A 14,931-nucleotide genomic window follows, 5' to 3' on the forward strand; every position below is an offset into this window, starting at 1 on the left:
AGAGGGAAATTCAGTCCCCTCCCCTGCAAAGCGGGGGAGGGCTAGGGAGGGGGCAATAACTGAGGGGGCAAGCGACCCGCCACCTCCCTCAATCCCCCTCGGCGATCCATTCGTCGATCAGGCGGCGGGCGATGCTGTCGGGGCGGGCGAGGCGGAACTCCTCGCTGGGCGTGACGGTCCGCAGAAACTCGCGGTCGAACCAGCGGGCCGTCTCCAGCTCCTCCAGGTCGGTCTGGATGTCCAGCGTCACCGCCCGCGCGCTGAAGCCCAGCATCAGCGAAGATGGAAAAGGCCAGGGCTGGGACGAGTGGTAGCGGATGTCGGTGACCTCCAGCCCCACCTCCTCCAGCACCTCGCGCCGCACGCTGTCCTCCAGGCTTTCGCCCGGCTCGACGAAGCCGGCCAGCACCGAATGCATGCCCGGCGGGAAGCGGGCGTTGCGGCCCAGCACCACCCGCCCGGCCCCGTCATGGACCAGCATGATGACCGCTGGGTCGGTGCGCGGGAAATGGTGGGTGGCGCAGTCCGGGTTGGTGCAGACGCGCACATGCCCGCCCTCGGCACCCGCCGCGACGGAGCCGCAGACGCCGCAGAAGCGGTGCCGGGCGTTCCACCAGGTGATGCCGCGGGCGTAGGCGCACAGCCCGGCCTCCGTCGCCTCCATCACCGGGCCGACGGCGCGCAGGTCCTCGAAACGGCCGAGCCCGGCCAGGGCCGGATGCTCCTCCGGCGCCTCCAGGCCGGTCAGATCGACGGTGAAGTGCGGAACGCCGTCCAGCAGGCCGAGGAAGACGGGCTCCACGCCCCAGTCGCCACCACAGGCGACGGTGACCGCGTGGGCCGAGTCGGCGTCGCCTGTCACGAAGTTGCGCGATTTCGCCACGGGCAGCAGGCGCGCGTCCGGCGAGGCCCAGGCGTCTTTCAGCCAGTCCTTGTCCTTGCGGCGCACGCCGGCGCGGTCGAGCGGGATCCCGGCATAGGCATTCGGGGCGGCGTTCGGGCGGTCGGGTGGGGAGGAGCGGTCGTGCATGGCGAAGAGGCTGCCACAAGCCCGCGAAACGGGGAAGCGGCGGCGCGCGCAACCCTCCTCCTTCATTGATGGTTTGCGCCGACGGAACGCCCGACTAGGATGCCGCCCTCCTTCCCACCACGCGCGATCCGGCGGAGCGACCATGACCGAACCCTGCCCCACCCCCCTGGTGACCCTGGCGGAGCGTCTGGCCGACGCCTCCGGCCCGGTCATCCGCCAGTATTTCCGCACGCCGGTGGCGGTGGACGACAAGGCCGACGCCTCTCCCGTCACCATCGCCGACCGCGAGGCGGAGCGGACCATCCGCGCCATCATCGAGGCCGAACGCCCCGACGACGGCATCTATGGCGAGGAGTTCGGGACCAAGAACCTGGACGCCGAATGGGTGTGGGTGATCGACCCCATCGATGGCACCAAGTCCTTCATCACCGGCCGCCCGATCTTCGGCACGCTGATCGCCCTGCTGCACCGCGGGCGCCCCGTGCTCGGCGTCATCGACCAGCCCATCGTCCGGGACCGCTGGCTGGGCGTCGAGGGCCGCCCCACCCTGTTCAACGGCCAGCCGGCCCGCGTGCGCGCCTGCGCCGGGGGCTTGGCCGCGGCGACGCTGGGCACCACCTCGCCCGACCTGTTCCCCGGAGCGGACCAGGACGCCTTCCGCCGGGTGGCGGGGACGGCCAAGGTGTCGGTCTATGGCGGCGACTGCTACAGCTACGGCCTGCTGGCCGCGGGCTATTACGATCTCGTCGTCGAATCGGGGCTGAAGCTCTACGACTTCGCGGCGCTGGTGCCGGTGGTGACCGGGGCCGGCGGGCTGATGACCGATTGGGACGGGAAGCCGCTCGACGCCACGTCCAGCGGGCGCGTGGTCGCCGCGGGCGACGCCCGCACCCACCGCGAGACTCTGGCCGCCCTGGCCGGCTGAGACAGCCGGCTGAGACAGGAGAACCAATCCCATGGCAACCATCGCCACGCCCGCCCGCTCCGTCTTCGAGACCTCGCCGGAGAAGCTGCGCCCCTTCCTGCACTCGCTGGCCGGGCGGGTGTCGGGCGGGGCCAACTGGATGGTCCGCAAGAAGACGGTCTGCGACCTGCTGCTGGGGCTGGACGCCTTCTTCGCCCTGCCGGCGGAGGAACGCCGCGCCCTGATGGGCACTGGAGAGGACGTCTCCAGCCAGGATGGCACCGGGCCGGAGGACTTCCGCAACGTTCTGCCGCTCTATGTCGGGGCGATCCTGGAGGGGCTGAAGGAGGAGGCGGTGACGCAGCCGGAGCAGGCGGCGATCTACATGCTGTCGATCCACCCGGAGCACCAGATGGCCGCCGAGGAATGGATGCTCGCCGACCCGCGCAACGGCAAGGCGGTGCGCCGGATGATCCGGTCCGACCGCCGCTACCGTCAGCTCATGGAGCGCATGGCCGACCACTGGAAGAAGACCCGCGCCGGTCAGGGCAACAGCGAGACGGCCAGCAGCCCCAGGTAGATGCCGATGAACAGGCCGAGGACAATGCCGTAATCCTCGTCGGTCATCGGGTTGGAATCGGGGTCGAACTGCCGCATGATCTACTTCCTGTGCGTCAACGGATGCCCAGAATAACCGTTGACGCCCACGAAGTTCCCGCGACAAGGCCGTGACTTCCACCGGGCGGGGCTGGGCGAAGGCGACCCCCCCCCATAAAAAACGGACCGCGCCGGAGGGGCACGGTCCGCCGAGTCGGGAGGGACCCGAAGGGAAAGGGTCAGGAAGGACTCAAGTGGCACAGGCTCATGTGGACGGCCTGGCCTCGCCGGTGATGGCCGGTTTCGGCGGCATCTCCTCGGCCAGCGCGCGGTAGGCCAGCCCGCCGAGCAGCCCGCCGACCAGCGGCGCCACCCAGAAGGCCCAGAGCTGTTGCAGCGCCCAGCCGCCGACGACCAGGGCCGGCCCGGTGCTGCGCGCCGGATTCACCGACGTGTTGGTGACCGGGATGCTGATGAGGTGGATCAGCGTCAGCGCCAGACCGATGGCCAGCGGCGCGAAGCCCGCGGGCGCCCGCCGGTCGGTGGAGCCCAGGATGACGATCAGGAACATGAAGGTCAGCACCACCTCGATCAGCAGGCCGGAGGTGAGGTTGTACGCGCCCGGCGAATGTTCCCCGTACCCGTTGGCGGCCAGCCCCTTGGCGGCCAGCGACCAGTCGGCCTTGCCGGTGGCGATGACGTACAGCACCACCGCCGCCAGGAAGGCGCCGACCACCTGCGCGATGACGTAGGGCAGGATGTCCTTGGCCGGGAAGCGCCCGCCGGCCCACAGCCCCACGGTGACCGCCGGGTTCAGGTGGCAGCCGGAGATGTGGCCGACCGAATAGGCCATGGTCAGCACGGTCAGGCCGAAGGCCAGGGAGACGCCGGTCAGCCCGATCCCGACCTCCGGGAAGGCGGCGGACAGCACGGCGCTGCCGCAGCCGCCGAAGACCAGCCAGAAGGTGCCGAGAAACTCCGCGCTCGTGCGCCGGAACATCGACATGTCACCACCTCGTCGGGCTTGCCACATTTCCGCCTTTTTTGCGCCCCCGGACGGGCCGGCGCCAGCGGACGGGCGTAAGATACCGTTGCGTACGCGGACTTGACGCGCCGCAAGGCGCGTACATGCTAAGGCTGATCCGCCGCCCCATCTCAGGCCAACCATGTCAGGACCGACGATGCGCCGAATTCTCGCTGCCGCCCGGACGACCGCCGTTTTGGCCCTCTTCGCGCTGACGGCGCCGGTCCAAGCGGAAACGGTCACCGTCCCCGCCCTGAAGCAGTTCGGTGAGCCGGAGTTCAAGCCGGGCTTCACCCATTTCCCGCACGCCAACCCGGAGGCCCCCAAGGGCGGTTCGATCACCCTGGCCGCCCAGGGCAGCTTCGACAGCCTGAACCCGATCATCCTGCGCGGCGTCACCCCGCGGACGCTGGGGCTGATCGCCGACTCGCTGATGGTCGGTTCCGGCTGGGAGATGGACGCGGCCTACGGGGCGCTGGCGGAAAGCGTGGAATTGCCCGACGACAAGAGCTGGGCCGTCTTCCACCTGCGCAAGGACGCGCGCTGGCACGACGGCGTGCCGGTGACCGCCGGCGACGTGGTCTTCGCCTGGGATTCCATCCAGGCGCACGGCAACCCCTTCCTGAAGTCCTTCCTCGACCGCGTGGCGACGGTGGAGGCGGTGGACGAGCATCAGTTGAAGATCTCCCTGAAGACCACCGGGGAGATGAAGCCGATCATCGACTTCGCCACCAGCATCGCCCCCCAGCCCGAGCATTGGTGGACCGCCAACGGCCGCGACATCTCCAAGACGACGCTGGAGCCGGTGCTGGGCAGCGGCCCCTACCGCATCAAATCCGTCGATCCCGGCCGTTCCATCACCTACGAGCGGGTGGCCGACTGGTGGGGCCGCGACCTGCCCACGGCGCGCGGCTTCTACAACTTCGACAGCGTGAAGGTCGATTACTACCGCGACGACGACGTGATGTTCGAGGCCTTCAAGGCCGGCGCCTACGACTTCCGCACCGAGCACCGGGCGCAGCGCTGGACCATCGGCTACGACTTCCCCGCCGCCAAGGACGGCCGGGTGAACCGCGTCGAGGTGAAGAGCGATCTGCCGCTGGGCGCCCAGGGCTTCCGCCTGAACACCCGCCGCGCCAAGTTCGCCGACCCGCGGGTGCGCGAGGCGCTGGGCTATCTGTTCGACTTCGAATGGATTCAAAAGAACATCCTGTACGGCCAGTATCTCCGCACCACCTCCAACTTCCCCAACTCCGACTTCGGCGCCAAGGGGCCGCCGACGCCGGAGGAGCTGGCCCTGCTGGAACCCTTCCGCGCCCAATTGCCGGAGCGCGTCTTCACCACCCCCTTCGAGCCGCCCAGGACCGACGGCAGCGGCAACAGCCGCAACAACCTGCGCGAGGCCATGCGCCTGTTCCGCGAGGCCGGGTGGGAGCTGAAGAACGGCCGGATGACCAGCGCCAAGACCGGCGAGGTGCTGAGCATCGAATTCCTCGACGGCACCGGCGCGCTGACCCGCGTGATCCAGCCCTATGTGGAGGCGCTGCGCAAGGCGGGCATCGACGCGGTGCTGCGGGTGGTCGACACCGCCCAGTTCCAGGCGCGCACCGACGAGTTCGACTTCGACGTGGTGGTGGCGAACTTCAACTTCTTCACCCCGCCGGGAACCGAGCTGCGCAGCTATTTCGGCTCCGCCGCCGCCGACGTCCGGGGATCGGCCAACTACGCCGGCATCAAGGAGCCGGCGGCCGACGCGATGATCGAGAAGGCACTGGCGGCGAAGGAGCTGGCGGCGGTCCAGGCGGCGACCCGCGCGCTCGACCGCGTGCTGCTGTGGGGCTTCTACATGGTGCCGCACTGGTACAACCCGGACAACTGGATCGCCTACCGGACGACACTGGGCTTCCCGGAGACGACGCCGAAATACGATCTGGGCTTCCGCAACAGCGGCTTCCCCGAGGCGTGGTGGGTGAAGCCGGGCAAGGAAGGCTGAGGGCCGCCGTCCCATGACCCCGGAGACACCCGCCCCTTTGCCGGCGCCCGATCCGCAGGACCTGTTCGACCGGGAGATCCGGCCGCTGCTGGACCGGCTGGAGCGCCAGCGGACCGGAACCCGCGCCGCCATCGTGCTGCTGGTCTTCGCCGTGATCGGCGGGACGGTCCTCACCCTGGTGAAGCTGCCCTTCCTCCTGAAGACCGTGAAGCATGGCGGGAAGCTGTATGGCAGCCTCACCTTCGCCCTCTTCTCCGTCCCCTTCTTCCTCTTCCGCCGCCGCCGCAAGCGCTTCTTCGTCGCGCTCGTGCTGGCCGCCTGCCGACACGCCGACCTCACCTACGCGCCCGGCGGCTGCCTGGGCCGGCGCCGGCTGCGCCAGCTTTTCAGCGACCTGAAGCCGGGCAGCGCCCATGCCGAGGATGGCATCACCGGCGTGCGCCGGGGCCTGACCTTCTGGTTCAACGAGGTCGAGCTTCACAAATCCGCCGGGCTTCTGAAGGGTCTCGTCCGGATTTTCCGCGGCTGGCTTCTCTGCATCGACCTGCCGCAGCCGGGGGTGCCGCCGCTGTCCTGCACGCTCACCCTCGGCGCCCGTGGCGCCGAGCCGGTGCTGACCCCGCTGAACGGCGCGGTGGCGGAAGCCGAACAGCGGTTCCCACCGGAGATTCGGGCCCTGGCCGCCCGGCTGGCCGCCCTGGCGGACGCCCGCGAGGTCCGGCTGACCACCGACGGAGAGCGTTTCATCCTGGCGATCGACACCGGGCGCGACCTGTTCGAAGGGATCGCGGCCCTCGACGAGCGGCTGACCCCCGCCCTGTTCGCCCGTTTCCTGGAGGAGTTGGACACGCTGACGCGGGTGGTGGACGCGCTTGCCGCGGCGCTTCAGGCGCAATCCGCTCCACCGATTTCCCAGCCCGCCGCGAGCTTGGACGCCGCCATACCCGTCTCTGCCTTGAATGTGCCATAGACGGACCCTTACCTTACCGGAAACAATAAGGACCGAGAGGGCATGAGGAAGACCGGTAAAGCGATCCTGGCCGCGGTCATGTGCCTGTATCTGGCGGAACCCTTCGCCACGGCCCGCGCGCAGACCAACCCGCGCGAAACCGCCGGGCACGCCGTCACGGCCCATGGGACGCCCAAATACGGGCCGGACTTCCAGCATTTCGACTACGTCAACCCCGACGCCCCGAAGGGCGGCGAGATCAAGCTGGCGACCTACGGCGGCTTCGACAGCCTGAACCCCTTCATCCTGCGCGGATCGACCGCCGCCGGGGCCAGCCTGCCCTTCGACACGCTGACGGTGGAGAGCGGGGACGAGGTGCTGACCCGCTACGGGCTGCTGGCCGAGACCATCACCGTCGCCGAGGACCGGAGCTGGGTGCGCTTCACGCTGCGCCCGCAGGCGCGTTTCCACGATGGCGCTCCGGTGACCGCCGAGGACGTGGTGTGGAGCTTCGAGACGCTGCGCGACAAGGGCCACCCGCTCTACCGCACCTACTACGCCGACGTGGTGAAGGCTGAGAAGACGGGCGAGCGCGCGGTCACCTTCACCTTCCGCGACGGCGGCAACCCCGAACTGCCGGTCATCATGGGCCAGCTGCCGGTGCTGCCGAAGCACGTCTTTGAGGAGCGCGACTTCGCCAGCACGACGCTCGACCCCATCGTCGGCAGCGGCCCCTACCGGATCACCGAGGTGCAGCCCGGCCGCTCGCTCGTCTTCGAGCGGGTGACGGACTGGTGGGCCAAGGACCTGCCGGTCAACCGCGGGCGCTACAACTTCGACCGCATCCGCTTCGACTATTACCGCGACCTCGACGTGGTGTTCGAAGCCTTCAAGGCCGGGGCCATCGATTTCCGGGTGGAGCATTCGTCGAAGAACTGGGTGACCGGCTACGACGTGCCGGCGGTGCGCGACGGCCACATCGTCCGCGAGGAGATCAAGCACCAGGACCCGCAGGGCATGCAGGCCTTCGTCTTCAACAGCCGCCGCCCGGTCTTCGCCGACCGCAAGGTGCGCGAGGCGCTGAATTACCTGTTCGATTACGAATGGACGCGGGCGAACCTGTCCTATGGCCTGTTCCAGCGCACCAAGAGCTTCTTCTCCAACTCCGAGCTGGCCTCCACCGGCCTGCCCTCGCCGGAGGAGCTGAAACTGCTGGAGCCCTTCCGCGGCAAGCTGCCGGAGGAGGTCTTCACCAAGCCCTTCGCGCCGCCGCAGACCGACGGGTCGGGCAACATCCGCCCGAACCTGCGCACGGCGCTGGCCCTGCTCAAGGAGGCCGGGTGGGAGTTGAAGGGCAACAAGCTGCTGAACACGAAGACCGGCGAGCCGATGCGCTTCGAGATCCTGCTGGTGCAGCCGGACATGGACCGCATCGTCCAGCCCTTCGTCCGCAATCTGGAGCGCGCCGGGATCGAGGCGGCCATCCGCGTGGTGGACACCGCCCAGTACCAGAACCGGATCGACCGCTACGACTTCGACATGGTCATCCAGCGCATCCTGCAATCGACCTCGCCCGGCAACGAGCAGCGCGACTATTGGCAGTCAGCCCGCGCCGACCAGCCGGGCAGCCGCAATCTGGCCGGCATCAAGGACCCGGTGGTGGACGCGCTGATCGACCGGGTGATCCAGGCCCCCGACCGCGAGAGCCTGGTCACCGCGACCCGCGCGCTCGACCGCGTGCTGCTGTGGGGCTGGTACGTCATCCCGCAATGGCACGACGACGTGCGGCGCGTCGCCTATTGGAACCGTTTCTCCCATCCGGCGGTTGCGCCCAAATACGGCTTGGCCTTCACCGACACCTGGTGGGTCGATCCCGACAAGAACGCGAAGCTCGCCAACACGGCCCGCCGCGCGGCGCCCTGAGACGGCAAACAGAAAGGCGAACCCGCGCGATGCTGGCCTACATCATCCGCCGTCTGCTGCTGATCATCCCGACGCTGTTCGGGATCATGGTCATCAATTTCCTGATCGTGCAGATTGCCCCCGGCGGTCCCATCGAGCAGATGATCGCCCGCGTCCAGGGCACCGCGGTGGAGGCGACCGCCCGCATCGGCGGCACCGGCGGCGGCGAGACCGGCGGTCCGGCGGCGCAGCAGGCCCAGGGCGGCGACACCGGCAGCCGCTACCGCGGCGCCCAGGGGCTGGACCCGGAATTCATCAAGCAGCTTGAGAAGGAATTCGGCTTCGACAAGCCGCTGCACGAGCGCTTCATCCACATGATGTCGAACTACCTGATGTTCGACTTCGGCAAGAGCTATTTCCGCGACCGCAGCGTCGTCGATCTGGTGATCGAGAAGATGCCGGTGTCGATCTCTCTGGGCATCTGGACGACGCTGATCGTCTATCTGGTGTCGATCCCGCTGGGCATCGCCAAGGCGGTGCGCGACGGCCAGCCCTTCGACGTCTGGACCTCCGGCGTGGTCATCGTCGGCTACGCCATCCCCAGCTTCCTGTTCGCCGTGCTGCTGATCGTCGTCTTCGCCGGCGGGCGCTATTTCGACCTGTTCCCACTGCGCGGACTGGTGTCGGACAACTGGGCGAGCCTGCCCTGGTGGCAGCAGATCCTGGACTATGCGTGGCACATGGTGCTGCCGGTGCTGTCGATGGTGATCGGCGGCTTCGCCGGACTGACCATGCTGACCAAGAACTCCTTCCTGGAGGAGATCAACAAGCAGTATGTCGTGACCGCCCGCGCCAAGGGGCTGGCGGAGCGGCGGGTGCTCTACGGCCACATCTTCCGCAACGCCATGCTGATCGTCATCGCCGGCTTCCCCGGCGCCTTCATCGGCATCCTGTTCACCGGCGCCCTGCTGATCGAGGTGATCTTCTCGCTGGACGGGCTGGGGCTGCTGGGCTTCGAGGCGGCGATCAACCGCGACTATCCGGTGATGTTCGGCACGCTGTACTTCTTCACGCTGCTGGGGCTCATCATGAACCTCGTCGGCGACGTGACCTACGTCGCCGTCGATCCCCGGATCGACTTCGAAGCGCGGAGGGTGTGATGAACATGCATCCGTTTCTGGCGCTTGCCCCCTCTCCCCTCTGGGGAGAGGGTTGGGGTGAGGGGGTTGCGCTTTTGCCGGACGCACCGCCACGCGCAACCCCCTCACCCTCCCCTCTCCCCAGAGGGGAGAGGGCAAATGCCCGTCGGGAGGGCTGTGCATGAGCGGCGACCGTTTCCTCGGCCTGCGTGTCACGCCGCTCACCCGGCGGCGGCTGGCGAATTTCCGGGCGAACCGGCGGGGCTTCTGGTCCTTCTGGATCTTCCTCGTGCTGTTCACCCTGTCGCTGGGCGCGGAGTTCATCGCCAACGACCGCCCGCTGCTCATCAAGTACGACAACGCGCTCTATTGGCCCGTCTTCACCGCCTATCCGGAGACCACCTTCGGCGGCGAGTTCGAGACGGAGACCGACTACCGCGACCCCTATGTGCGCCAACTGATCGAGGAGAAGGGCTGGATCGTCTGGCCGCCGATCCCCTACGGCTACCGCACCATCAACTACAACCTGCCGGTCCCCGCCCCGGCCCCGCCGTCGGCCGACAACTGGCTGGGCACCGACGACCAGGGGCGCGACGTGACGGCGCGGCTGATTTACGGCTTCCGCATCTCGGTGCTGTTCGGGCTGGTGCTGACCGCCTTCTCGTCCGTCGTCGGCATCATGGCGGGGGCGGTCCAGGGCTATTTCGGCGGCATCACCGACCTGCTGTTCCAGCGCTTCATCGAGATCTGGCAGGGCCTGCCCACCCTGTTCCTGCTCATCATCCTGTCCAGCGTGGTGACGCCGAACTTCTGGTGGCTGCTCGGGCTGCTGCTGCTGTTTTCCTGGACCTCGCTGGTCCATGTGGTGCGGGCGGAGTTCCTGCGGGCGCGCAACTTCGACTATGTGCGCGCCGCCCGCGCTCTGGGCGCCACCGACGCGACGATCATGGTGCGCCATGTGCTGCCCAACGCCATGGTGGCGACGCTGACCTTCCTGCCCTTCATCCTGAACGGCTCCATCACCACCCTGACGGCGCTCGACTTCCTGGGCTTCGGCCTGCCCCCCGGCTCCCCCTCGCTGGGCGAGCTGCTGGCCCAGGGCAAGGCGAACCTCCAGGCGCCCTGGCTGGGCCTGACCGCCTTCTTCGTGCTGGCGATCATGCTGAGCCTGCTGATCTTCATCGGCGAGGCGGTGCGCGACGCCTTCGACCCGCGCAAGACCATCGGCCAGCTCTCCACCGCCACCGGAACCGCCAACGAGGCGGGCGCGGTGGCGCAGAAGGCCGCGGAATGATGCCCTCAATGACCACCAGCCCAAGAAGGCGGAACCGCCCATGACCGACATGACGACCAATGGGGCCGACGATCTCCTCCAGGTCCGCAACCTCCATGTCGAGTTCCGCTCGGGCGGCGGGGCGATGCACGCGGTGAAGGGCGTGTCCTTCGACATCGCCAAGGGGGAGACCCTGGCACTGGTCGGCGAGTCCGGGTCGGGCAAGTCGGTCACCGCCCTGTCGATCCTGCAACTGCTGCCCTATCCCATGGCCCGCCACCCCCATGGCTCCATCCGCTTCCGCGGGACCGAGCTGGTGGGGGCGGAGGAGAAGGTGCTGCGCGACGTGCGCGGCGACCGCATCGCCATGATCTTCCAGGAACCGATGACCTCGCTGAACCCGCTGCACAGCATCGAGCGGCAGATCAACGAGACGCTGTTCCTGCACAAGGGCCTGTCCCGCGCCGCCGCGCGCAAGCGCACGCTGGAGCTGCTGCGGCTGGTCGGGCTGCCCAACCCGGAAAAGCGGCTGAACGCCTACCCGCACGAGCTGTCGGGCGGCCAGCGCCAGCGCGTGATGATCGCCATGGCGCTCGCCAACGAGCCCGACCTGCTGATCGCCGACGAGCCGACCACCGCGCTGGACGTCACCATCCAGGCGCAGATCCTGGAGCTGCTGAAGGACCTCCAGCGCCGGTTCGGCATGGCGCTGCTGCTCATCACCCACGACCTGGGCGTGGTGCGCAAGATGGCCGACCGGGTCTGCGTGATGAACCAGGGCGAGATCGTCGAGCAGGCCGAGGTCGCCGACATCTTCGCCCGCCCACAGCACGCCTACACGCGCAAGCTCCTGGCCGCCGAGCCGAAGGGCGACCCGCTGACCCCGCCCGCCGACGCGCCGGAGGTCATGGCCGCTGACAACCTCAAGGTCTGGTTCCCCATCAAGAAGGGCCTGCTGCGCCGCACCGTCGATCACGTCCGCGCCGTGGACGGCGTGTCGGTCAACGTGCGGCAGGGGCACACGGTCGGGGTGGTCGGCGAGTCCGGGTCCGGCAAGACGACTTTGGGCCTCGCCCTGCTGCGCCTGCACGCCAGCGAGGGGGCGATCCGCTTCGACGGCAAGGACATCCAGGGCTGGCAGGCCAAGAAGCTGCGCGGGCTGCGGCGGGAGATGCAGGTGGTCTTCCAGGACCCCTACGGCAGCCTGTCGCCCCGCCTGTCGGTCGGCCAGATCATCGGCGAGGGGCTGACGATCCACGGCATCGGCTCCGGCACCGAACGCGACGCCATGGTGGCCAAGGCGCTGGAGGAGGTGGGGCTCGACCCGTCCAGCCGCCACCGCTACCCGCACGAGTTCTCCGGCGGTCAGCGCCAGCGCATCGCCATCGCCCGCGCCCTGGTGCTGAAGCCGAAATTCGTGGTGCTGGACGAGCCGACCAGCGCGCTCGACATGTCGGTGCAGGCGCAGATCGTCGACCTGCTGCGCGACATCCAGGCGCGCAACAACCTCGCCTACCTCTTCATCAGCCACGACCTGCGGGTGGTGCGGGCGCTCAGCAGTCACGTCATCGTCATGAAGGACGGCAAGGTGGTGGAACAGGGCCCCACCCGCCGCATCTTCGAGGAGCCACGGGAGGAATACACCCGCGCCCTCCTCGCCGCCGCGCTGAACCTGGAGGCCGTCAAGTCCGACGCCGTGCGCATGTAGCGCAATTGCACTCAATGTCCCCTCTCCCCTCCGGGGAGAGGGTTAGGGTGAGGGGGTTGCGCGTGTCGGGATGTTCGGCACAAGCGCAACCCCCTCACCGGCCCTACGGGCCACCCTCTCCCCAGAGGGGAGAGGGTTATAAGGGTCAAATGTGATTGCCTTGGCCGCGAGAGCGCTTCGCCTTCGCCCTGACCGGCGCCGCCGTCGGGGACTCCCGCCCCGGCACCGTCACCTCGCGCCATTGGCCGGGCGCCAGACCGTCCAGCGTCCAGTCGCCGATGGACCAGCGGATCAGCCGCAGGGTCGGGAAGCCGACCGCGGCGGTCATGCGGCGCACCTGACGGTTCCGTCCCTCCTTCAAGGTCAGGGCGATCCAGCTCGTCGGGATGGCGGCGCGGAAGCGCACGGGCGGGTCGCGCGGCCACAGGCCGTCCGGCTCCTCCATCCGACGGGCCTCGGCGGGCAGGGTCGGCCCGTCGTTGAGCGTCACCCCGTCACGCAGGCGCTGCAACGCCTCCTCGGTCGGGACGCCCTCCACCTGCACCCAATAGGTCTTGGGCAGCTTGTGCTTGGGCGAGGCGATGCGGGCGATCAACGCACCGTCGTCGCTCAGCGCCAGCAGCCCCTCGCTGTCACGGTCCAGCCGCCCGGCGGCGTAGACCCCCTTCACCGGCACATGGTCGGCCAGCGTCGGGCGCCCCTGCTCATCGGTGAACTGGGGCAGCACGCCATAGGGCTTGTTCAGCAGGATCAGACGGGGCACGGTTGGCTCGAACGGGTTTGAAACGAACAACAACACTACAGGGGTTTGCGCCGTGACGCTGCTTTTCTGCTCCACCACCGACCGCTCCGACCGCTGGCTGGGCGAGCTGGACGCCCGCCTGCCCGGGCTGGAGGTGCGGGTGTGGCCCGAGATGGGGGACCCGGCGGACATCGAGATGGCGCTGGTGTGGAAGCCGCCGCACGGGCTGCTCGCCACCCTGCCGAACCTGAAGCTGATCGTGTCGCTGGGCGCCGGGGTGGAATCGCTGCTGCTCGACCCCACCCTGCCCGAGGTGCCGCTGGTCCGCATGGTGTCGGAGGGGCTGACCGTGGACATGGCCGGCTATGTGGCGCTTCAGGTGCTGCGCTGGCACCGGCTCCTCGACGAGTACAAGGCGCTCCAGCAGGCCGGGCGGTGGGAGCCGCTGGACCCCTGCCCGGCGTCGGAGGTGAGTGTCGGCATCCTCGGCATGGGCGAGCTGGGCATGGCCTCGGCCAAGACGCTGCTGAGCATGGACTACCGCGTGCTGGGCTGGAGCCGCACGCCGAAGACGCTGCCGGGGGTGGAGAGCTTCTCCGGACCCGACGGGCTGGCGGCGATGCTCGGGCAATGCAACCTGCTGGTCTGCCTGCTGCCGCTGACGGCGGAGACGCGCGGCCTGCTGAATCGCAAGCTGTTCGCCGCCCTGCCCAAGGGTGCGGTGGTCGTCAACGCCGCGCGCGGCGGGCATCTGGTGGAGGACGATCTGCTGGCGGCCCTGGAGAGCGGGCACATCGCCGGGGCCAGCCTGGACGTGTTCGCGGAGGAGCCGCTGCCCGCCGGCCATCCCTTCTGGACGCACCCGAAGGTGCATGTGACGCCGCACGTCGCCGCCGTCACCCACCCGTCGCGCTCCGCCGCCGTGGTGGCCGAGGCGATCACCGCCTTCCGCGAGGGCCGGCCGCTGCCGAACCTCGTGGACCGCAGCCAGGGCTACTGAAAACGGCCGCCGGTCAGGCGGGCACCGCCACAGGATTGGAGGCGCCCAGCTGCGCCTCCAGCCGCGCCTTGGCGGAGGCGGCCACCTCCTCCTCGGCGCGGATGACCGCCATGTCCTCCGGCGCCACGGCGCCCGCGGCGACCACCAGCTCGGCGAAGTCGGACAGGAAGACGCTGCCCTTCACGGTGCGCTGGACGAGCACGCTGCGCTTGTCCTCGGCGTCGCGCTTGCGCTTGATGAAGCCGAGCAGCGACAGCCGGTCGAGCGCGCGGGTCACCGCGGGCTTGGAGATGTTCAGCGCCGCCGCCAGACCGCGCACGGTGTGCGGCGGATCGGTCAGATAGACCTGGAGCATGATGGCCATCTGCCGCGCCGACAGGTCCGGCCCGTCCTGCCGGACGCTGGCGATCAGAGCCGTCCGCCACAGGCCGAGCGCTTTCAGGTTCCGTGCCATGTTTCCCCCCCGCGCCGCGTCTCTTGCCCCGAAGGCCCCCGCATTCGGAACGCGCGGCGAAGGAGTGTCCCCCAACCCGGCCCGGACAGGCAAGCGTTTCGCAGCCGGATCGATCGGTCAGGGTGTCGCGGGGGGAGGACTATGTCACGGGATGAGGGGGCTTTGCCCCCACCCTAACCCTCCCCCGCTATCGCAGGGGAGGGAACTCCGCTGGCC

13 protein-coding genes are annotated in these 14,931 nt (G+C 69.0%); 9 read left to right on the forward strand and 4 right to left on the reverse strand.

The annotated features are described in order from the left end of the window. Positions 1-88 precede the first annotated feature (88 nt). Positions 89-1,030 carry an NAD(+) diphosphatase gene (gene nudC, locus DXK32_RS29995; RefSeq protein WP_114861852.1) on the reverse strand — a complete coding sequence of 314 codons (942 nt, stop codon included), beginning with the start codon at positions 1,028-1,030 and terminating at the stop codon, positions 89-91. Between the two features lie 142 nt (positions 1,031-1,172). On the opposite strand from nudC, the gene hisN reads away from it, so the two are divergent. Together hisN and DXK32_RS30005 are read left to right on the forward strand one after the other, a co-directional pair. Continuing rightward, positions 1,173-1,955, forward strand: a complete 783-nt coding sequence (gene hisN / locus DXK32_RS30000) for a histidinol-phosphatase (protein WP_114861843.1) — start codon at positions 1,173-1,175, stop codon at positions 1,953-1,955. 31 nt (positions 1,956-1,986) lie between these two features. Beyond that, entirely contained in the window at positions 1,987-2,514 is a 528-nt protein-coding gene (locus DXK32_RS30005) for a hypothetical protein (protein ID WP_114861844.1), read from the forward strand. A 282-nt stretch (positions 2,515-2,796) separates the two neighbouring features. Here DXK32_RS30005 and aqpZ read toward each other — a convergent pair whose 3' ends face one another. Beyond that, complete coding sequence (aqpZ, locus tag DXK32_RS30010; protein ID WP_114861845.1) at positions 2,797-3,537, reverse strand: aquaporin Z; 741 nt, start codon at positions 3,535-3,537, stop codon at positions 2,797-2,799. A 175-nt stretch (positions 3,538-3,712) separates the two neighbouring features. Between aqpZ and DXK32_RS30015 the strand changes: the two genes are divergently transcribed. From DXK32_RS30015 to DXK32_RS30040, 6 genes are all read left to right on the forward strand, one after another. Beyond that, positions 3,713-5,548: an extracellular solute-binding protein gene (locus DXK32_RS30015; protein WP_114861846.1), complete on the forward strand. Its 1,836-nt coding sequence runs from the start codon at positions 3,713-3,715 to the stop codon at positions 5,546-5,548. 13 nt (positions 5,549-5,561) lie between these two features. Further along, the gene (locus DXK32_RS30020; RefSeq protein ID WP_162801419.1) at positions 5,562-6,518 is read left to right on the forward strand and encodes a hypothetical protein; all 957 of its coding nucleotides are present in this window, start codon (positions 5,562-5,564) and stop codon (positions 6,516-6,518) included. Between the two features lie 42 nt (positions 6,519-6,560). Then, the gene (locus DXK32_RS30025) at positions 6,561-8,420 is read left to right on the forward strand and encodes an extracellular solute-binding protein (RefSeq protein ID WP_114861848.1); all 1,860 of its coding nucleotides are present in this window, start codon (positions 6,561-6,563) and stop codon (positions 8,418-8,420) included. Positions 8,421-8,449: 29 nt separating this feature from the next. Next, on the forward strand, positions 8,450-9,559 hold the full coding sequence (locus DXK32_RS30030; protein WP_114861849.1) for a microcin C ABC transporter permease YejB: 1,110 nt from the start codon (positions 8,450-8,452) through the stop codon (positions 9,557-9,559). Positions 9,560-9,719: 160 nt separating this feature from the next. Continuing rightward, the gene (locus DXK32_RS30035; protein WP_114861850.1) at positions 9,720-10,832 is read left to right on the forward strand and encodes an ABC transporter permease; all 1,113 of its coding nucleotides are present in this window, start codon (positions 9,720-9,722) and stop codon (positions 10,830-10,832) included. 49 nt (positions 10,833-10,881) lie between these two features. Next, positions 10,882-12,519, forward strand: a complete 1,638-nt coding sequence (locus DXK32_RS30040) for an ABC transporter ATP-binding protein (RefSeq protein ID WP_114861853.1) — start codon at positions 10,882-10,884, stop codon at positions 12,517-12,519. 145 nt (positions 12,520-12,664) lie between these two features. Here the strand turns inward: DXK32_RS30040 and DXK32_RS30045 are convergent, their stop codons facing one another. Beyond that, positions 12,665-13,282, reverse strand: coding sequence for a pseudouridine synthase (locus DXK32_RS30045; RefSeq protein ID WP_114861854.1), 618 nt, complete (start codon positions 13,280-13,282; stop codon positions 12,665-12,667). 52 nt (positions 13,283-13,334) lie between these two features. On the opposite strand from DXK32_RS30045, the gene DXK32_RS30050 reads away from it, so the two are divergent. After that, the gene (locus tag DXK32_RS30050; RefSeq protein WP_114861851.1) at positions 13,335-14,261 is read left to right on the forward strand and encodes a 2-hydroxyacid dehydrogenase; all 927 of its coding nucleotides are present in this window, start codon (positions 13,335-13,337) and stop codon (positions 14,259-14,261) included. A gap of 13 nt (positions 14,262-14,274) precedes the next feature. Here the strand turns inward: DXK32_RS30050 and DXK32_RS30055 are convergent, their stop codons facing one another. Next, entirely contained in the window at positions 14,275-14,715 is a 441-nt protein-coding gene (locus DXK32_RS30055) for a MarR family transcriptional regulator (protein WP_094301819.1), read from the reverse strand. Positions 14,716-14,931 lie beyond the last annotated feature (216 nt).

Origin of the sequence: Azospirillum brasilense (assembly GCF_003349955.1) — a bacterium.
Classification (GTDB): Bacteria; Pseudomonadota; Alphaproteobacteria; order Azospirillales; family Azospirillaceae; genus Azospirillum; species Azospirillum brasilense_B.